Origin of the sequence: Leifsonia poae (assembly GCF_050632865.1) — a bacterium.
GTDB classification, from domain to species: Bacteria; Actinomycetota; Actinomycetes; order Actinomycetales; family Microbacteriaceae; genus Leifsonia; species Leifsonia poae_B.
Genome location: NZ_JBODSA010000003.1, coordinates 620,312 through 638,132 on the forward strand (window position 1 = coordinate 620,312; position 17,821 = coordinate 638,132).

Below are 17,821 nucleotides of genomic sequence, written 5' to 3' on the forward strand. Positions count from 1 at the left end.
CGCCCCGCTACACTATCCGGAGTCATGCACCGAGAAGGAGTCCGCGTTGAGCCCAGATAGCCGCCTGCTCGCAGGCCGATATCAGGTGGGCGAACTCATCGGTCGCGGCGGCATGTCCGACGTGCACCGCGGCACCGACTCGCGGCTCGGCCGCACCGTCGCGATCAAGCTCCTGAAGCCCTCGCTCGCGACCGACCCGGCGTTCCGCACGCGCTTCCGTCAGGAGGCGCAGGCCGCCGCGCGCATGACCCACCCGACGATCGTCCGCGTGTTCGACGCCGGCGAAGAGACGGTGCGCGAGCCGAACGGCCACGAGGCGCAACTGCCCTTCATCGTCATGGAGTACGTCGACGGCGTCCTCCTCAAAGACCTGATCAAGCGCGGCCCGCTCGAGGTGCAGGAGGCCGTGCGAATCACCGAGGGCATCCTCACCGCCCTCGAGTACTCGCACCGCGCCGGCGTCGTGCACCGCGACATCAAGCCGGGCAACGTCATGATCACCAAGACCGGTCAGGTCAAGGTGATGGACTTCGGCATCGCGCGCGCGATCAGCGACTCGTCCGCGACCGTCGCCCAGACGACCGCCGTCCTCGGCACGGCCAGCTACTTCTCGCCCGAGCAGGCGAAGGGCGAGTCGGTGGATGCGCGCACCGACCTGTACTCCACCGGCGTCGTCCTCTTCGAGATGCTGACCGGCCGCCCGCCGTTCCGGGGAGACACCCCTGTCGCCGTCGCGTACCAGCACGTCAGCGAGACCCCGGTCGCCCCGAGCACCGTGAATCCCAAGGTGTCGCCGGCGATGGATGTAGTGGTCGCCCGAGCGCTCACCAAGGACCGCTTCGAGCGGTACCAGACCGTCGCCGAGTTCCGCGCCGACCTCGAGGAGGCCGCCGCCGGCCGCATCCCGAAGCGCAAGCACGAGGACGAGTTCGCCGAGACGCTGTTCGGCGCTCCGCCGAGTTCCGTCTCCGGCCCGGAGGCGGCGTTCCGTCAGCTGGCCGAGGACCAGACCATGACGCGCACGCAGCGGCGCCCACCGGTCATCTGGATCTGGGCGGGCATCGCGATCATGGCCGTGGTCATCGTCGCCGTCCTCGCGTGGGTGCTCCGTCTCGCGCCGAGCACCACGATGCCCGACACCTCCCGCAAGGTCCCCAACCTCTCGGGTCAGACGCTCGACAAGGCCACGGCCCAGCTCGACGACATGAAGCTCAAGTGGGTCCAATCCACCGAGTCCAGCCCGACGTACGCGCAGGGCCAGGTCATCCGCACCGATCCCGGTGCCGGCATCGTGGTCGCCACCGGCGACACCATCACGGTGTACGTGTCGACGGGCAAGAAGACGGTCACGGTGCCGGATGTGCACAACATGACGGTGGATGCCGCGACCGCAGCGCTGCAACAGGCCGGCCTCACCGTCGGTCCGACGACGTCGGAGAACTCGCCGAGCGTGCCCGCGAACGTCGTGATCACGACCGATCCCGCACCGAACGCCTCCGCGCACGAGGGCGATCCCATCGGTCTGCACGTGTCGAGCGGCAAGGTGACGCTCACCGACCTGACCGGTCAGACGATCCAGGCGGCGACGGGCATCCTGTCGCAGCTGGGCCTGACCGCGAACCCGAAGCCGGATCCCAGCTGCCCACAGGACAAGGGCGCGACGATGGTGCACACCCAGTCGGTGGCGCCGGGAGACGTGCCGCAGGGCACGACGGTCGACCTGACCTACTGCTCCGGCTGACGCGCTGGGAGCGCTCCGGGTTCAGCCCAGTTTGACCAGCGGGCTGAGCGAGCGCGACGCCTCCGCGGCGCCGGCCAGTCCGGCGACCTCGAGCCAGTTGCCCAGCATCCGGTAGCCGCCCTCGGTGAGCACCGACTCCGGGTGGAACTGCACACCGTAGATCGGCGCCTCGCGGTGCTGCAGCGCCATGATCACGCCGCCCGCGGTGCGCGCGGTCACGTTCAGGTCGTCCGGGAGCGTGCCGTTGACCACCGCGAGCGAGTGGTACCGCGTCGCCGTGAACGGCTGCGCGACACCGTCGAACAGCGGGCTGTCGTCGTGCCCGACCTGCGAGGTCTTGCCGTGCATCAGCTCCTCGGCGTTGGTCACCACGCCGCCGAAGGCCTCGGCGATCGCCTGGTGCCCGAGGCAGACGCCCAGGAGCGGCTGTCCGGTGGACAGCGCCTGCTCGACGACCGGGATGGAGACGCCCGCGTCGGCCGGCTTGCCCGGCCCGGGAGAGATGAGGACGGCGTCGTACTCGGCGAGCTTCGCCGGAAGATCCTCGACCGCGATGTCATCGTTGCGGACGACCTCCGTTTCGGCGCCGAGCTCCTGGAGGTAGCCGTTCAGCGTGTACACGAAGCTGTCGTAGTTGTCGATGACGAGGACGCGGGTCACGTGCCCACGGTACCTTCCTGTGGACCGACGAGCGAATCCACCCAAGGGAACACCCAGGTAACAAGGGCGAACAGCACGACCGCGATGAGGATCAAAAGAAGCAGGAGCCGCACCCACCAGGGTCCGGGCAGGAGGCGCCAGAGCGCTGCGTACATGTCAGCCTCCCTGTCCGACCGCGGCGGCGATCTCGCTCGGAACGTCCTGCGGCGGCGAGTACGACTGGTAGACGCTGTACGCGATCAGCCGCTCGCCCGCGGCGAAGGGCGGGTTGCACGTGGTGATGGTCATGAACCGCTCGACCGGGGTCGCGCCGGGCTGCCGCGGGACCGGCAGCAGCACGCCGACCGCCGAGGGCTGCACGTACTCGAAGTTGCGGAACGTGTACGTGTACCAGCCGTCCTTGGTCTGGATGTAGATCCGGTCGCCGATGCGCAGCTTGGACAGGTTGATGAAGGTGTTGCCCCACCCGGAGTCGTGGCCGGCGACGGCGAAGTTGCCGACCTGGCCGGGCATCTGCGTGTCGATGTAGTGACCCACGCCGGCGGTGTAGCTGTTGAGAACCCGCTCCGTGTCGACGGTCTGCCGGATGGTGCGCTTCCAGTCGCCGCCGAGGCGCGGCACGTACATCACCGCGAACGGCTCGTACGGGGCCGGCTTGGCCAACACGGGAGGATCGGCCTGCGCGGCCTCGGTATCGGGCGTGGGCTTCGGCGCCTTGATCGCGTCATCGATCCACTTCTGGCTCTGCTGCGCGGCGGCCGACGTCTGCTGGTTGGAGGTGACGAGGTTGTTCCACCAGATCTGCCAGCCCAGGAACAGCAGGACCAGCACGCCACCGGTGATGAGGAGTTCACCCAGCACACCGAGCACGGTGGGACGCCGCCGCGGCCGGCGTCGCCGGCTCCTGCGCGTCTCCTCGGTGGTCATGTGTCACATTCTAGAGAGCGGTGACTGGGAATCGACACGCAGTCCACAGGCCCCTCCCCCGTACGGGGGCCTCAGGAAGCCCCCGCCTTCCCCGCTACACTGTGGTGCTATGGCACGCAGCAAGTCGAAGACGAAACCCGAGCGACCCGCCCGCGCTGAGCGCACCGCAGCGGCGTCCGGAGAAGAGGCGCCGAACCCTGTGTGGTTCAAGCCGCTGATGTTCGGCTTCATGCTGCTCGGCCTCATCTGGATCATCGTCTTCTACGTCAGCCAGAACCAGTACCCCATCCCGGCCCTCGGCGCCTGGAACATCCTCGTCGGCTTCGGGATAGCCTTCATCGGCTTCCTCATGACCACCCGCTGGCGGTAGACCTCTCGCATCCCGTGCCCCGAGCCCGGGTCGGCACTGAGCCGGCCCGGGCTTCGTGTTTTCCACAGTTCTCCACAGGACACCTGTGAACAGTTGCCGCCGGTTCGCCTGCGATTTCCCCAGTGTTAATAAGCCTGTGGAGAGTTACAGCCGTGTAATTACCCACAGTGTTAATAAGCCTGTGGATAACTTATCCACGCGATGTGGGTAATTACACGAAGAAGTGGATGAGGCTCAGCGCCACGAAGACGACGCACAGCGCCACGAGAAGGGGCAGCTGCCACCGGCGCCGCTGGACCTGCCGCGTCTCCACGAAGATCAGGCCTACCAGCACGCCGCCGATGAGTCCGCCGACATGGGCCTGCCAGGCGATGTTGAACCCGGGGAGGAACCCGATGCCCAGGTTGATCGCGAGCAGCACCAGCATCTGGGTGGCGTTGCCCCCAGTCGTCGTTGGATGATGAAGAAGGCGCCGAAGAGTCCGAAGATGGCGCCGGACGCCCCGACCACCGGCACGACGGGTGACGCGATCAGCAGCACGCCGAGGGAACCGGCGAAGCCGCTGATCAAGAACAAGGCCAGATAGCGGACACGTCCCAGCATCGGCTCGAGCACGGAGCCGAAGATGAACAGCGTGTACATGTTGAGCAGCAGGTGCAGGATGTTGGCGTGCGCGAAGATGCTCGTGAACATCCGCCACGGTTCGAACGCCCCGGACACCGAGGCGGGATACGAGTACGCGCCCGCATAGCGCAGGGCGTTCGTCACCTGGAAGCCGAGTAGATCGCCGACGGTCTGCACGATGAAGACCAGGACGCACACACCGATGATCGCGTAGGTCACAACGGGCGCGTTCTGCCCGGTGAGTCGCGTCATCCACGCAGGCTTGGTGTGCGGGTGCGAAGCGCGCTGCTGCGCCATGCATTCCGGGCACACCACACCGACCGCGCCAGGGGTCTGGCACTCACCGCAGATGGTGCGGCCGCACCGCTGGCAGGCCACATAGCTCTCGCGATCGGGATGGCGGTAGCAGTAATTGGCGCGCGCGCCGACGGGCTGAGTCATCGTTCTACTCCGCCCGCCTCTCTGTTCAGACCTTCTCGATGTCGATCGACTCGATGACCACGTCGTCCAGCGGCCGGTCGCGCGCGTCGGTCGGAACCTCCGCGAGCTTGTCGACGATCTTGCGCGACGCGTCGTCGGCGACCTCGCCGAAGATCGTGTGCTTGCCCTGCAGCCACGTGGTCGGCGCGACCGTGATGAAGAACTGCGATCCGTTCGTACCGCGGCCACCCTGGACGCCGGCGTTCGCCATCGCGAGGATGTACGGCTGGGTGAAGTCGAGCTCCGGGTTGATCTCGTCGTCGAACTGGTAGCCCGGGCCGCCGACGCCCTGACCGAGCGGGTCGCCGCCCTGGATCATGAAGCCGGGGATGATGCGGTGGAAGACCACACCGTTGTAGAGAGGAGCGTTCGTCTTCTCGCCCGTGGCGGGATGCGTCCACTCGATCTCGCCCGTCGCCAGACCCTCGAAGTTGCGCACCGTCTTCGGTGCATGGTTACCGAAGAGGTTGACCTTGATGTCTCCGTAGTTAGTGTGGAGCGTGGCGACAGCGGTGTGCTTAGACATGGCACCAATTCTTGCACAGGGCGTATAGGCGACCTGGGCAGCCGGAAGAGCTCTCGGGCCATCCCCAGCCCTTTCGGTGGCAAGATGGAGTCAGTCGCCACCGATGACTCGACGGAGGAACAGATGAGCCTGACACGGAAGCGCCAGAAGGAACTCAAGCGACTGCGCAGCGGAGCCGAGGAGCTGTGGAGTCAGCAGCAGGAGGTCCTGGCGAACGCCAACGCGCTTGCCGCGGAGGCCCGCAAGCAGGCGGCCTATTACACCCGCGAGGAGATCGGGCCCCGCGTCCGTGAAGGGTACGACCAGTACGTCGTTCCCACGGCACAGGCGGCGAAGGACACCGCGGGCCGCTACGCCGGTCAGGCTCGGGAGAAGGTCGTCCGCGACGTCATCCCGGCCGTCGGCACCGTCGTCGGCACCGCGCTCTCGGTGGTCGACCACGCGCGCGCCGCCCGGTCCGCCGCATTCGCCGGCGACTTCCAGAAGGCGCGCAAGGAGCTCTCGAAGAAGGTCAAGGTGGAACCTCAGAAGTCGGGCCCCGGCGCCGGCGGCGTCATCGCCATCGGTTTGGGACTCATTGCGGCCGTGGGATTGCTCTACGCCGTCTGGCAGACCTTCCGCGCCGACGACGAGCTGTGGGTGGCCGACGAGGAGCCGACGACTCCCGCGTCTTCCACCGACTCCGCGGCCGAGCCGCAGCAGTAGCGGCAGCCGACCCCAGGGTCGATTCGGGGGTTTCCCCGATGGCGACGCCGCACGCCCGCTGCGAGGCTGGAGAGCATGAACACTCTCTTCCGACCCCGTGATGAGCGCATCCTCGCCGGCGTCTGCGCCGGCCTCGCCTGGCGGTTCGGGTTGCGCCCGTGGACCGTGCGCATCCTGTTCCTGCTGTCCTGCCTGCTTCCTGGCCCGCAGTTCCTCGCCTACATCGTGTTGTGGATCCTGATGCCGTCCGAGCAGAGCCGCCCCGCGAACACTCAGGCCTGATCGAGTCCGGCGAACCGGAGCGCGATGTCGACCAGTTCCACCCGGCGTTTCGGGATGCTGCCGAGCGGGAACCACGCCGCCTCGTCGGTCGTGCCGTCCAGCTCGTTCGTGAGGGTGCCTCCGACGACGCTCGCCCGGTAGATGATCCGGAGCGCGTGGAGCGGGCCGGCATCCGGCATGAAGCGGTGCTCGGGCGGGATCACCTTCGAGTCGATCCCGAGCAGGTCACCGGCTTCGGCCGCGTACCCAGTTTCCTCCGCGATCTCTCGCACGACCGCGTCCGCCGGGTCCTCCCCTGGATCGATCCCGCCCCCGGGCAGGGTCCAGCCGGATCGGCCGCTCTCGTTCCAGTGCGCGAGGAGGATGCGGTCGCCGTCGGTGATGACGCCGTAGGCCGCGACTCGGATATCCACCGCCTCACACTACTGCCGTTATCGGTGGTCGGGGGCAGACTAGGGGTGATGCCCGAACTCCCGGAAGTCACCGCCCTCGCCGCCGATCTCGACCGTCGGCTGAAAGGCCGTGTCATCGATCGGCTCAGCATCGTCGCGTTCTCCGCGCTGAAGACCTTCGACCCGCCCGCCGACGCCCTGCACGGCCTGACCATCGACGGCGTCAGCCGGCACGGCAAGTTCCTCGACATCGCCGCGGGCGAGTTGCACGTGATCATCCACCTCGCGAGAGCCGGCTGGATCCGCTGGCGCGACAAGCCGCCGCCCCCGCCGACCGGGCGCCTGGGCAAGGGGCCACTGGCCGCGCGCCTGGTGCTCGACGACGGCTCCGGCCTCGACATCACCGAAGCGGGGACGAAGAAGAGTCTCGCGATCCTCGTGGTCCCCGATCCGTCGGAGGTGCCGGGCATCGCGCGCCTCGGCCCCGATCCCCTCGACGCCGCGTTCACCGAGGCGGTCTTCGCCGACATCCTCGCCGGGCAAGGCCGTGCCCAGATCAAGGGAGTGCTGCGCAACCAGTCGCTCATCGCCGGAATCGGCAACGCGTACTCGGACGAGATCCTGCACGTGGCCAAGATGTCGCCGTACAAGCCGGCCAACATGGGCGCGGACGACGTCGCGCGCCTCTACGAGGCCGTCCAGTCGACGCTGCGGGACGCGCTAGCCCGCGCGGACGGCCTCGCCGCGTCGGAGCTCAAGAGCGAGAAGAAGTCGAACCTCCGCGTCCACGGCCGCACCGGAGAAGCGTGCCCGGTGTGCGGAGACACGATCCGTCAGGTCATCTTCCACGATTCGACGTTCCAGTACTGCCCCACCTGCCAGACCGGCGGTAAGCCTCTCGCCGACCGCGTCCTGAGCCGACTGCTCAAGTAGTCAGCACGCGCAGTCGATACCGCCGAGCGGGGCGGTGAGCTCGTCGATCGCGCGCACGACCGGACCGGCGTCATCCACGACCGGGTATCCCTCGCGCGCCCAGTACTCGAAGCCGCCGATCATCTCGCGCACCTCGTAGCCGAGCAGGGAGAACGCGAGTGCCGCGCGGGTCGACCCGTTGCAACCCGGACCCCAGCAGTACACGACGACCGGAGTGTCCGGCGCGATCAGCTCGGGCGCCCGGTCGGCGATCTCGGCAGTCGGCAGGTGGATGGCTCCTGCGACGCGCCCCTGCTGCCAGGCCGCCTCGCCTCGCGAGTCGACCAGCACGAAGTGCTCCCCCGCGTCCATGGCCGCCTTCACATCGGAGGGGTCGGTCTCGAACTGGAGCTTCGCGGCGAAGTGGCGGGCGGCTTCGGAGGTCGTCGTGATCATGCATCGAGCCTAGAAAGGCGATCGGCCCGATGGAACAGATGATCCACGGCACTCTCACCTTCCCGCCGTCGATTCCGTGCCAGAATCGCGGCATGGCCGTCACTCTTCCGTTCACCGCCGACAGCGTCGATCGTGCGCTCCTCGCCGAACTCCAGCGCGACGGCCGGCAGTCGATCGCCGAGTTGGCCCGACGCGTCCACATGTCGAACAGCGCGGTCGCCGAGCGTATTCGCCGGCTCGAGGAGGCCGGGGTGATCGCGGGCTACCGAGCGGTGGTCGATCCCGACCGGCTCGGGTACGGCATCCTGGCGTTCCTGCGCCTGCGGTACCCGAGCAGCCAGTACCAGCCGCTGCACGACCTCCTCGCCGACATCCCGGAGGTCGTGGAGGCGCACCATGTCACCGGCGACGACTGCTTCATCCTGAAGGTGGTCGCGACGTCCATGCGGCACTTGGAGCAGGTGAGCGGACGCGTCGGTACCCTGGGGAGCGTGACGACCAGCGTCTCGTACTCGAGTCCGTTCCCGACGCGGCCGATCGTGCCGCCGGGAGACTGATGAGGGGAAAGTGTGGAGCCTAGGAGATTCGAACTCCTGACATCCTGCTTGCAAAGCAGGCGCTCTACCAACTGAGCTAAGGCCCCGTAGAAGGTGATGGTGGGGATACGAGGACTTGAACCTCGGACCTCTTCGTTATCAGCGAAGCGCTCTAACCGCCTGAGCTATATCCCCGAATGGGCAGATACGAGACTACCCGATCGGCCCTGTCATTGCGAAATCGGTCAGTTGTTGGTGAACCCGACCAGCAAGCCGCCCGTGATCTTCACCGAGAGGTTGTAGAGCAGGGCGAACACCGCGCCGAGAGCGGTCACCACGACGATGTCGAGGATGGCCACGATCAGCGAGAAGCCCATGACCTGGCCGAGGCCGAGGATCGAGCGGAGGTCGCTGCCGCCCGCGCCGGAGATGTCCTTGAACAGGCTGTTCACCTGGTCGAAGATGCCGGTGCGGTCGAGCACGGTCCAGACCAGGAAGGTGCCGACGATCGCGATGATCGCCAGGCAGATGCCGGCGAGGAACGAGAGCTTCACGGTCGACCAGAAGTCGATGTAGACCAGCTTGAGCCGCACCTGCTTGGCGGATGCGGGTCGGCGGGTCGACTTCTTGGCGAGCTTGTCGGCGACGCTACTGCTCATCTACGGTTTCTTCCTTCCCGACCGCCTCGGCGTCCTCCGCGGGACTGGAGGACTCGAGGTCGCGTTCGGTGTTCTTCGCCAGAGCGATGATCTTGTCCGACTCGGCGAAACGTGCAAAGACGACACCCATGGTGTCACGGCCCTTGGCGGGTACCTCGGCCACGGCAGAGCGTACCACCTTGCCGCTGGCAAGAACCACAAGGACCTCGTCGTCTTCGCCGACGATGAGAGCGCCCACCAGGTCGCCCCGGTCGTCGTTCAGCTTGGCCACCTTGATGCCCAGACCGCCGCGGTTCTGCAGTCGGTACTGGTCTGCGGACGTGCGCTTCGCGTACCCGCCCTCGGTCACGACGAAGACGTAGCCCTCGTCGGAGACGACCGATGCGTCGAGCAGGCTGTCCTCTCCACGGAAGTGCATTCCGATCACGCCCGAGGTCGAGCGGCCCATCGGCCGCAGGGCCTCATCCGAAGCGGTGAAGCGGATCGACATGCCCTTGCGGGACACGAGCAGGAGGTCCGAGTCCTCCTCCACCAGCAGCGCCGACACGAGCTCGTCGCCCTCGCGGAGCTTGATCGCGATGATGCCGCCGGTGCGGTTGGTGTCGTACTCCGACAGCGCCGTCTTCTTGATCAGGCCTTCGCGCGTGGCGAGCACCAGGTACTTCGCTGCCTCGTAGTCGCGGATGTCCAGGATCTCGGCGATCTGCTCATCCGGCTGCATGGCGAGCAGGTTCGCGACGTGCTGGCCCTTGGCGTCGCGGCCGGCCTCCTGCACCTCGTAGGTCTTCGCGCGGTAGACGCGTCCCTGGTTGGTGAAGAAGAGGAGCCAATGGTGCGTGGTCGTGACGAAGAAGTGGTCGACCACATCCTCACCGCGCAGCTGGGCGCCCTTGACGCCCTTGCCGCCGCGGTGCTGGCTGCGGTAGTTGTCGCTCCGCGTGCGCTTGATGTACCCGCCACGCGTGACGGTGACCACCATCTCCTCTTCGGGGATGAGGTCTTCCATGCTCATGTCGCCGTCGTAGCCGAACATGATCTCGGTGCGGCGGTCGTCGCCGAAGCGGTCGACGATCTCGGTGAGCTCTTCGCTGACGATCGTGCGCTGACGCGCCGGGTCGTCGAGGATGGCGTGGTACTCGGCGATCTGCTTCTCGATCGCCTCGGCCTCCTCCATGATCTTCTGGCGCTCGAGGGCGGCCAGCCGGCGCAGCTGCATCGCGAGGATCGCGTCCGCCTGCACGTCGTCGACATCGAGCAGGCTCTTCAGACCCTCGCGCGCGTCGTCGACCGTTGCCGACCGGCGGATGAGGGCGATGACCTCGTCGAGGGCATCCAGCGCCTTGAGGTAGCCGCGCAGGATGTGTGCGCGCTCCTCCGCCTTGCGCAGACGGAACCGGGTGCGGCGCACGATCACGTCGATCTGGTGGGCGACCCAGGCGGTGATGAAGCCGTCGAGCGACAGCGTGCGAGGCACGTTGTCGACGATCGCGAGCATGTTCGCGCCGAAGTTCTCCTGCAGCTGCGTGTGCTTGTACAGGTTGTTCAGTACGACCTTGGCGACGGCATCGCGCTTCAGTACGATGACGAGGCGCTGGCCCGTGCGTCCGGAGGTCTCGTCGCGAATGTCCGCGATGCCGCCGATGCGACCCTCCTTGACCAGGTCGGCGATCTTGATCGCCAGGTTGTCCGGGTTGACCTGGTACGGCAGCTCGGTGACGACGAGGCAGACGCGGCCCTGGATCTCCTCGATGTTGACGACCGCACGCATCGTGATCGAGCCACGTCCGGTTCGGTATGCGTCCTGGATGCCCTTGGTGCCCAGGATCTGCGCGCCCGTCGGGAAGTCCGGGCCCTTGATCCGCTTGATGAGCTCGTCCAGCAGCTCCTCGCGCGGAGCATCCGGGTTCTCCAGATGCCAGAGCGCCCCGGCGGCGACCTCGCGGAGGTTGTGCGGCGGGATATTCGTGGCCATGCCGACCGCGATGCCCACCGAGCCGTTGACGAGCAGGTTCGGGAAGCGGCTCGGGAGGACGGCCGGCTCCTGGGTGCGGCCATCGTAGTTGTCGACGAAGTCGACGGTCTCCTCGTCGATGTCGCGCACCATCTCGAGCGCGAGCGGGGCCATCTTCGTCTCGGTGTATCGCGGCGCCGCGGCGCCGTCGTTACCCGGCGAACCGAAGTTGCCCTGGCCGAGGGCCAGCGGATAGCGGAGGCTCCACGGCTGGACGAGGCGGACGAGCGCGTCGTAGATCGCGGTGTCGCCGTGCGGGTGGAACTGGCCCATCACGTCGCCGACGACACGGGCGCACTTCGAGAACGCCTTGTCGGGACGGTACCCGCCGTCGAACATCGCATAGATCACGCGGCGGTGCACCGGCTTCAGGCCGTCGCGGACCTCCGGCAACGCGCGGCCGATGATGACCGACATCGCGTAGTCGAGGTACGACCGCTGCATCTCCGACTGCAGGTCGACCTGGTCGATCCTGCCGTGGATGCCGAAGCCGGCTCCGTCGCCCGACACGTTTTCTTCGTCCGTCACAGTCTTCTCTTCCTCGTAGTACCCCGCCTCTGCCGCTCGCGCGTCAGATGTCGAGGAACCGCACGTCCTTGGCGTTCTTCTGGATGAAGGAGCGACGCGACTCGACGTCCTCGCCCATCAGGGTGGCGAAGACCTCGTCGGCCACCGCCGCATCGTCGAGCGTCACCTGAAGCAGGGTCCGCGTCTCGGGGTTCATCGTGGTCTCCCACAGCTCCGAGTAATCCATCTCGCCCAGACCCTTGTAGCGCTGCACCCCGTTGTCCTTCGGAATGCGCTTACCGGCGGCAAGTCCCTCGGCCATCAAGGCGTCGCGCTCGCGGTCGGAGTACACGTACTCGTGCTCCGCGTTCGACCACTTCAGTCGGTAGAGCGGCGGCTGCGCGAGGTACACGTAGCCAAGCTCGATCATCGGGCGCATGTAGCGGAACAGGAGTGTCAGCAGCAGCGTGGTAATGTGCTGGCCGTCGACGTCGGCGTCGGCCATGAGCACGATCTTGTGATAGCGCGCCTTCTCCGGGTCGAAGTCCTCGCCGATGCCGGCGCCGAACGCCGTGATCATCGCCTGGACCTCGTTGTTGCCGAGTGCGCGGTCAAGCCGGGCCTTCTCGACGTTCAGGATCTTGCCGCGCAGCGGAAGGATCGCCTGCGTCTCAGGATTACGACCCTGCACGGCGGAACCGCCGGCCGAGTCGCCCTCGACGATGAAGATCTCCGACACCGTCGGGTCCTTCGACTGGCAGTCCTTGAGCTTGCCGGGCATCCCGCCGCTCTCGAGCAGACCCTTACGGCGGGCGGTCTCGCGGGCCTTGCGGGCCGCGATGCGTGCGGTCGCCGCCTGAAGCGCCTTGCGGATGATGTCCTTCGCCTGGTTCGGGTTGCGGTCGAACCAGTCGCCGAGCTGGTCGCCGACCACCTTCTGTACGAAGGCCTTGGCCTCGGTGTTGCCGAGCTTCGTCTTGGTCTGGCCCTCGAACTGCGGCTCCGACAGCTTCACCGAGATGACCGCGGTGAGACCTTCGCGCACGTCGTCGCCGGAGAGGTTGTCGTCCTTGTCCTTCAGGATGCCCTTCTCGCGGGCATACCGGTTGACCAGCGTCGTCAGCGCTGCGCGGAAGCCCTCTTCGTGGGTTCCGCCCTCGTGCGTGTTGATCGTGTTCGCGTAGGTGAAGACGCTCTCGTTGTAGCTCGTCGTCCACTGCATGGCGACCTCGAGCGCGATCTTGCGCTCGGTGTCCTCCGACTCGAACGAGATGATCTCGTCGTGCACGACCTCCGCCTTCTTGGCCGAGTTGAGGTATTCCACGTAGTCGGTCAGACCGCGCTCGTAGAGGAAGACGTCGTGCCGCGCGGCGAACTCTTCGTCGTCGACCTCGCCTTCGACGGGCTCGATCGCCGGCGGCCGCTCGTCGGTGAGCGCGATGCGGAGGCCCTTGTTGAGGAACGCCATCTGCTGGAAGCGGGTGCGCAGCGTCTCATAGTCGAACTCGACGGTCTCGAACGTGTCGGGGCTCGGCCAGAACGTGATGATCGTGCCGGTGCGGTCCGATGCCTCGCCCTGCTCGAGCGGCGCCTGCGGAACACCGTTGCGGTAGCTCTGACGCCAGGCGTACCCCTGACGGTGGACCTCGACGTCGAGACGGGTCGACAGCGCGTTCACGACCGAGCTGCCTACGCCGTGCAGACCGCCCGAGACCGCGTATCCGCCGCCGCCGAACTTGCCGCCGGCGTGCAGGATGGTCAGCACGACCTCGACTGTCGACTTCTTCTCGACCGGGTGCTCGTCGACCGGGATGCCACGACCGTTGTCGTCGACGCGCACGGCGCCGTCGGAAAGGATGGTCACCTCGATGTTGTCGGCGTGACCCGCCAGCGCCTCATCGACGGAGTTGTCGACGATCTCGTAAACCAGGTGGTGGAGGCCGCGGGGACCGGTGGAACCGATGTACATTCCGGGTCGCTTGCGGACGGCTTCGAGACCCTCGAGGACCTGGATCTCATTCGCGCCGTACTCGTGTTGTGTCCCGGCCGCGTTCGGTTCCATCGTCATATGAAATTAGGCTCCTGACCGCACTCAGTAGTGACAATCCATTCTACCAAGAGCCGGGGGTCAAAAGTCCCGGAAACGGCCTTCTGACGCATTTTCTGCGTCAGGTCGACCTCTTTGTGGCCTCAGCCGTAAGTATCGCGCGGGCCACGCCCTGGAATCGACCTGGGGCCTCTTTTCCAAGAGGGGGCGTCCGGCCCTTGGAAACGGATCGACTCGATCTCGGCCTGCGGGAACCGCTCCGCGATGCGCGCCAGGAGCTCCGAGCGCATCATCCGCAACTGCGTCGCCCACGCGGTCGACTCGCAGCGGACCACGAGGACGCCGTCGGAGATCTGCTCCGGGACGGCGTGCTTCGCTGTCTCTTCGCCCGCCAGTTCGCGCCACCCTTCGAGGACGTCGGACTGGGCGAGCGCCGAGGTCCAGCCGAGCTGAGCGGCGAGGGCGTCCACCACATCGCCGACGCCATGCGGATCGCGACCGGACCCGAAGGGGCGGCTGAGCCCGTCCGCCTGATCGTCTCGCGTGGCCCGCTTGCGCCGCGCAGGTGTGCCGGTGAACAGCGACTTGAGTCGCAGGTAGACGGCGGATGCCTCGCTCACTCGCTCAGGCACCGGCCGGCTCCACGATCGTGCCGGCCTCGATGCGGACCGTGTGAGCGGTGAGCTCGTCCGGAACGTCGTCGTAGACCGCGGCTGTGATGAGCACCTGCTCGTAACCGGATACGGCGGTTGCGAGCATCCGGCGTCGGGCCTGGTCGAGCTCCGCGAAAACGTCGTCGAGGATCAGCACCGGATCGCCGGTCGTCGACTCGCGGCGCAGCAGCTCGGCCGAGGCCAACTTGAGCGCCAGGGCGAACGACCACGACTCCCCGTGGCTGGCGTACCCCTTGGCCGGGAGGCCGTTCAGTTCGAAGAGCACGTCGTCGCGGTGCGGGCCGACCAGGGTGAGACCGCGCTCGAGCTCCTTGCGGCGCACGGCTGTGAGCGCACGCCGGAAGGCGTCCGGGGTAGCGACACCGGCTGACCCCGTTACCGCGTCATCGCTGGCGATGTCGTCGTCGTCCTCGACGTGAGCGCCGAAGATCGTCAGCTGCGGTGCCAGCCGAGGATGGTGGTCGTCGCCGGCGACCGAGCGGTAGGCGGCCACCAGGGGATCGCTCAGCCGGCCGACCAGGTCGAGCCGCGCATCCATCAGCTCGGAGCCCAGCTGGATCAGCCGCTCGTCCCAGATGTCGAGCGTGCCGAGCTGGTCCTCGCGCACGCGCGACGCACGTGCTGACTTCAGCAGGGTGTTGCGCTGCTTGAGCACCCGTTCGTAGTCGGCGATCACGCCGGAGAAGCGCGGATTCCGCTGGATCAGCAGCTGATCGAGGAAGCGGCGGCGGATGCCGGGCTCCCCCGGACGAGCGCGAGATCTTCCGGAGCGAAGAGAACGCTCGAGAAGTACCGGGGCAACTCGCGCGGCTTGATCGCCGCTCGGTTGACCTGCGCCCGGTTCGGAGACGACCGGTTGAGCTGCACCTCGACCAGCAGCTCGCGTCCGTCGTGCTGGATGCGCGCCCGCACGATGGCGGCGTCGGCATCCTTTCGGATCATCGCCTGGTCGCTCGACACCCGGTGCGACCCGAGGGTGCTCAGATAACCGAGCGATTCGACGAGATTGGTCTTTCCCTGGCCGTTGCGGCCGACGAACAGATTCGCGCCGGCCGCGAACGGCACCTCCGCGGTGCGGTAATTGCGGAAGTCGGTCAGGGAGAGGTGTGTGACACGCAAGAAGGTTTCAGTCCACGGCCTTCACGGCGTGACCGCCGAACTGGTTGCGCAGAGCGGCGACGGCCTTCATCGCGGGCGAGTCCTCCTGGCGGGAGACGAAGCGCGCGAAGATCGAGGCGCTGATCGTCGGCACGGGGACGGCGTTGTTCAGCGCCTCCTCGACGGTCCATCGACCCTCGCCCGAGTCCTGCACGTAACCCTCGATGTGCTCGAACTCCGGGTCCTGCTCGAGCGCGCGCACCAGCAGGTCGAGCAGCCAGGAGCGCACGACCGTGCCGCGCTGCCACGCCTTGAAGGTGCCGGTGACGTCCTTGATGATGTCCTTGCGGGTGTCGAGCAGTTCATAACCCTCGGCATAGGCCTGCATGAGGGCGTACTCGATGCCGTTGTGCACCATCTTGGCGTAGTGCCCGGCGCCGACCTCGCCGACGTGGACGAAGCCCTCGTCGCGCGGACCCTCCGGACGCAGCGCGTCGAAGACCGGCATCACACGCTGGACCTGATCCGCGGAGCCGCCGACCATCAGGCCGTAGCCGTTCTCGAGACCCCAGATGCCGCCGGAGACCCCGACGTCCATGAAGTCGACGCCCTTCGGCGCAAGGAGCTCGGCGTGCTTGAAGTCCTCGGTGAACTTCGAGTTGCCGCCGTCGATGACCAGGTCGCCCTTCTCGAGCAGCGGCTCGAGCTCCCGGATGACCGAGTCGGTGATCTCGCCGGCGGGCACCATGACCCACACCGTGCGGGGCGCGGGGAGGGCGGCGACCAGGTCGGCCACGGTGGGAACGTCGGAGACGTCCGGGTTCGTGTCGTATCCGGTGACGTCGATGCCGTTCTTCTCGAGACGGGCACGCATGTTGTTGCCCATGCGTCCGAGACCGATGAGGCCGATGTGCATGATTGTCCTTCTCTTCTTTCCTCGTACCGGCGCCGGGTCAGCGGAGGAGCAGGTTCGGCTGGAGCAGGTACTTGTAGGAATCCGCTCCTGCCTGGTCCTTCGAGGTCTGGCTCGTGATGAGCACAGGGCCCGGCTTGTTGGGGTTCTCGGTCTTGGTGAAGGAGATGCGCACGAATTCCGAGTGCACCGCCCCCAGACCGTCCAGCAGGAACTGCGGCTTCAATGAAACCACCGTCTCCTGGCCAGTGAGAAGAGCGTCGATGCTCTCGGAAGCCTGCGCCTGCTCGGAGCCGATCGCTTCCAGCGTCAGCCCGTCGGCGGTGAAGGTGTAGCGGAGCGCAGCCTCGCGCTCCAGCACGAGGGCGACGCGGCGGGTCGCCTCGATGAGCTCGGCGGTGTTGATCACCGCGTAGTTGTCGACCTGCTCGGGGAACAGCCGGCGCACCGGCGGGAAGTTGCCCTTGATCAGCAGCGAGGTGACGGTCTTGCGGTCGGCGGTGAACGCGATCAGCTCGCGGTCGTCGCGGTTCGTGATCGAGATGGACACGTTCCCGCTGTGCCCGAAGGTCTTGCCGATCTCAGTCAACGTGCGGGCGGGGACCAGTGCGGTCACCGGCTCGCCGGAGGTGGTGCCGTTGTCCCAATCGATCTCGCGCACGGCGACCCGGTAGCGGTCGGTCGCCACGAGGCCGAGGGTGTTGTTACCCACCTCGAGCTGCACGCCGGTGATGACCGGTGTGACGTCGTCGCGGGAGGCGGCGACGCCCACCTGAGCGACCGCTTCGGCGAATTCCTCGGCGGGAACGAGTCCCGCTTCTCCGCTCACCTGCGGAATGCTCGGGTATTCCTCGACAGGCATGGAGAGCAGCGTGAAGTTCGCCGATCCCGCGCGCACCACGATCTTCGATTCCTCGGTCGAGAACCGCACGGGCGCGTTCGGAAGCTTGGAGGCGATCTCCGCCAGAAGCCGGCCCGAGACGAGCACGCGACCCGGCTCTTCGACCTCCGCCGCGATCTCGGTCTGTGCCGACACCTCGTAGTCGAAGGACGACAGCTGGAGTCCGTTGTCCGTCGTCTCGATTAGCACACCGCTCAGGATGGGGAGGGTCGTCCGCTGCGGAAGGAGCTTCACCGCGAAGGAGACGGCCTCGCTGAACACATCCCGATTGGCTTGGAACTTCACGAAGTCTCCTCTGGCGGGTTGACGGTCGGACGTGACAAATCCTAGCGCCTGGCCTGTGACGGCGAGGCGGCGGTGCGCTCGACCCCCGAAGGTTGTCGTCTGCCCCTCTATGAGA

The 17,821-nt window shown here is 67.0% G+C and carries 19 protein-coding genes, 2 tRNA genes and 1 pseudogene; 6 read left to right on the top strand and 16 right to left on the bottom strand.

The window, feature by feature from the left end; all coding sequences use genetic code 11:
- Positions 1 to 46 precede the first annotated feature (46 nt).
- Positions 47 to 1,741 carry a Stk1 family PASTA domain-containing Ser/Thr kinase gene (gene pknB, locus ACRAWB_RS13180; protein ID WP_431353736.1) on the top strand — a complete coding sequence of 565 codons (1,695 nt, stop codon included), beginning with the start codon at positions 47 to 49 and terminating at the stop codon, positions 1,739 to 1,741.
- 21 nt (positions 1,742 to 1,762) lie between these two features.
- Here pknB and ACRAWB_RS13185 read toward each other — a convergent pair whose 3' ends face one another.
- A complete protein-coding gene (locus tag ACRAWB_RS13185; protein ID WP_363806426.1) occupies positions 1,763 to 2,401 on the bottom strand; it encodes an anthranilate synthase component II in 639 nt (212 codons plus the stop codon).
- 156 nt (positions 2,402 to 2,557) lie between these two features.
- Positions 2,558 to 3,328 (bottom strand): class E sortase, encoded by a 771-nt coding sequence (locus ACRAWB_RS13190; protein WP_431353737.1) that lies wholly within the window; start codon positions 3,326 to 3,328, stop codon positions 2,558 to 2,560.
- Between the two features lie 109 nt (positions 3,329 to 3,437).
- Between ACRAWB_RS13190 and ACRAWB_RS13195 the strand changes: the two genes are divergently transcribed.
- Entirely contained in the window at positions 3,438 to 3,698 is a 261-nt protein-coding gene (locus ACRAWB_RS13195) for a cell division protein CrgA (protein ID WP_064110473.1), read from the top strand.
- A gap of 211 nt (positions 3,699 to 3,909) precedes the next feature.
- On the opposite strand, the gene ACRAWB_RS13200 is transcribed toward ACRAWB_RS13195, so the two are convergent.
- The 3 genes from ACRAWB_RS13200 to ACRAWB_RS13210 all read right to left on the bottom strand — a co-directional run bounded on the left by ACRAWB_RS13200 (position 3,910) and on the right by ACRAWB_RS13210 (position 5,328).
- Positions 3,910 to 4,125 (bottom strand): rhomboid family intramembrane serine protease, encoded by a 216-nt coding sequence (locus ACRAWB_RS13200; protein WP_431353738.1) that lies wholly within the window; start codon positions 4,123 to 4,125, stop codon positions 3,910 to 3,912.
- A complete protein-coding gene (locus ACRAWB_RS13205; protein WP_431353739.1) occupies positions 4,023 to 4,574 on the bottom strand; it encodes a rhomboid family intramembrane serine protease in 552 nt (183 codons plus the stop codon). The genes ACRAWB_RS13200 and ACRAWB_RS13205 overlap by 103 nt, the downstream gene beginning before the upstream one ends.
- A gap of 214 nt (positions 4,575 to 4,788) precedes the next feature.
- Positions 4,789 to 5,328: a peptidylprolyl isomerase gene (locus ACRAWB_RS13210; protein WP_363806421.1), complete on the bottom strand. Its 540-nt coding sequence runs from the start codon at positions 5,326 to 5,328 to the stop codon at positions 4,789 to 4,791.
- A 123-nt stretch (positions 5,329 to 5,451) separates the two neighbouring features.
- On the opposite strand from ACRAWB_RS13210, the gene ACRAWB_RS13215 reads away from it, so the two are divergent.
- Positions 5,452 to 6,033: a hypothetical protein gene (locus tag ACRAWB_RS13215; protein ID WP_431353740.1), complete on the top strand. Its 582-nt coding sequence runs from the start codon at positions 5,452 to 5,454 to the stop codon at positions 6,031 to 6,033.
- Between the two features lie 75 nt (positions 6,034 to 6,108).
- Positions 6,109 to 6,315, top strand: a complete 207-nt coding sequence (locus ACRAWB_RS13220) for a PspC domain-containing protein (protein WP_431353741.1) — start codon at positions 6,109 to 6,111, stop codon at positions 6,313 to 6,315.
- Here ACRAWB_RS13220 and ACRAWB_RS13225 read toward each other — a convergent pair.
- Positions 6,306 to 6,728, bottom strand: coding sequence for an NUDIX hydrolase (locus ACRAWB_RS13225; RefSeq protein WP_431353742.1), 423 nt, complete (start codon positions 6,726 to 6,728; stop codon positions 6,306 to 6,308). The two genes, ACRAWB_RS13220 and ACRAWB_RS13225, sit on opposite strands and share 10 nt — an antisense overlap.
- Before the next feature lie 48 nt (positions 6,729 to 6,776).
- Between ACRAWB_RS13225 and ACRAWB_RS13230 the strand changes: the two genes are divergently transcribed.
- Complete coding sequence (locus ACRAWB_RS13230) at positions 6,777 to 7,640, top strand: Fpg/Nei family DNA glycosylase (protein ID WP_431353743.1); 864 nt, start codon at positions 6,777 to 6,779, stop codon at positions 7,638 to 7,640.
- On the opposite strand, the gene ACRAWB_RS13235 is transcribed toward ACRAWB_RS13230, so the two are convergent.
- Positions 7,641 to 8,075, bottom strand: a complete 435-nt coding sequence (locus tag ACRAWB_RS13235) for a rhodanese-like domain-containing protein (RefSeq protein ID WP_431353744.1) — start codon at positions 8,073 to 8,075, stop codon at positions 7,641 to 7,643.
- Between the two features lie 92 nt (positions 8,076 to 8,167).
- Between ACRAWB_RS13235 and ACRAWB_RS13240 the strand changes: the two genes are divergently transcribed.
- Positions 8,168 to 8,632, top strand: a complete 465-nt coding sequence (locus tag ACRAWB_RS13240; RefSeq protein WP_431353745.1) for an Lrp/AsnC family transcriptional regulator — start codon at positions 8,168 to 8,170, stop codon at positions 8,630 to 8,632.
- 13 nt (positions 8,633 to 8,645) lie between these two features.
- On the opposite strand, the gene ACRAWB_RS13245 is transcribed toward ACRAWB_RS13240, so the two are convergent.
- The 9 genes and pseudogenes from ACRAWB_RS13245 to dnaN all read right to left on the bottom strand — a co-directional run bounded on the left by ACRAWB_RS13245 (position 8,646) and on the right by dnaN (position 17,706).
- Positions 8,646 to 8,718, bottom strand: a tRNA-Ala gene (locus ACRAWB_RS13245).
- Positions 8,719 to 8,729: 11 nt separating this feature from the next.
- Positions 8,730 to 8,806: transfer RNA gene (locus ACRAWB_RS13250), tRNA-Ile, on the bottom strand.
- Between the two features lie 50 nt (positions 8,807 to 8,856).
- Positions 8,857 to 9,270, bottom strand: coding sequence for a DUF3566 domain-containing protein (locus ACRAWB_RS13255; RefSeq protein WP_363806414.1), 414 nt, complete (start codon positions 9,268 to 9,270; stop codon positions 8,857 to 8,859).
- Positions 9,260 to 11,809: a DNA gyrase subunit A gene (gyrA, locus tag ACRAWB_RS13260; protein ID WP_431353746.1), complete on the bottom strand. Its 2,550-nt coding sequence runs from the start codon at positions 11,807 to 11,809 to the stop codon at positions 9,260 to 9,262. The genes ACRAWB_RS13255 and gyrA overlap by 11 nt, the downstream gene beginning before the upstream one ends.
- A gap of 43 nt (positions 11,810 to 11,852) precedes the next feature.
- Positions 11,853 to 13,856 carry a DNA topoisomerase (ATP-hydrolyzing) subunit B gene (gyrB, locus tag ACRAWB_RS13265; RefSeq protein WP_431353747.1) on the bottom strand — a complete coding sequence of 668 codons (2,004 nt, stop codon included), beginning with the start codon at positions 13,854 to 13,856 and terminating at the stop codon, positions 11,853 to 11,855.
- 122 nt (positions 13,857 to 13,978) lie between these two features.
- Complete coding sequence (locus ACRAWB_RS13270; RefSeq protein ID WP_431353748.1) at positions 13,979 to 14,455, bottom strand: DUF721 domain-containing protein; 477 nt, start codon at positions 14,453 to 14,455, stop codon at positions 13,979 to 13,981.
- A gap of 4 nt (positions 14,456 to 14,459) precedes the next feature.
- Positions 14,460 to 15,628, bottom strand: a pseudogene (recF, locus tag ACRAWB_RS13275) (DNA replication/repair protein RecF).
- 7 nt (positions 15,629 to 15,635) lie between these two features.
- The gene (gene gnd / locus ACRAWB_RS13280; RefSeq protein WP_431353749.1) at positions 15,636 to 16,523 is read right to left on the bottom strand and encodes a phosphogluconate dehydrogenase (NAD(+)-dependent, decarboxylating); all 888 of its coding nucleotides are present in this window, start codon (positions 16,521 to 16,523) and stop codon (positions 15,636 to 15,638) included.
- 37 nt (positions 16,524 to 16,560) lie between these two features.
- Entirely contained in the window at positions 16,561 to 17,706 is a 1,146-nt protein-coding gene (gene dnaN, locus ACRAWB_RS13285) for a DNA polymerase III subunit beta (RefSeq protein WP_431353750.1), read from the bottom strand.
- Positions 17,707 to 17,821: the final 115 nt, after the last annotated feature.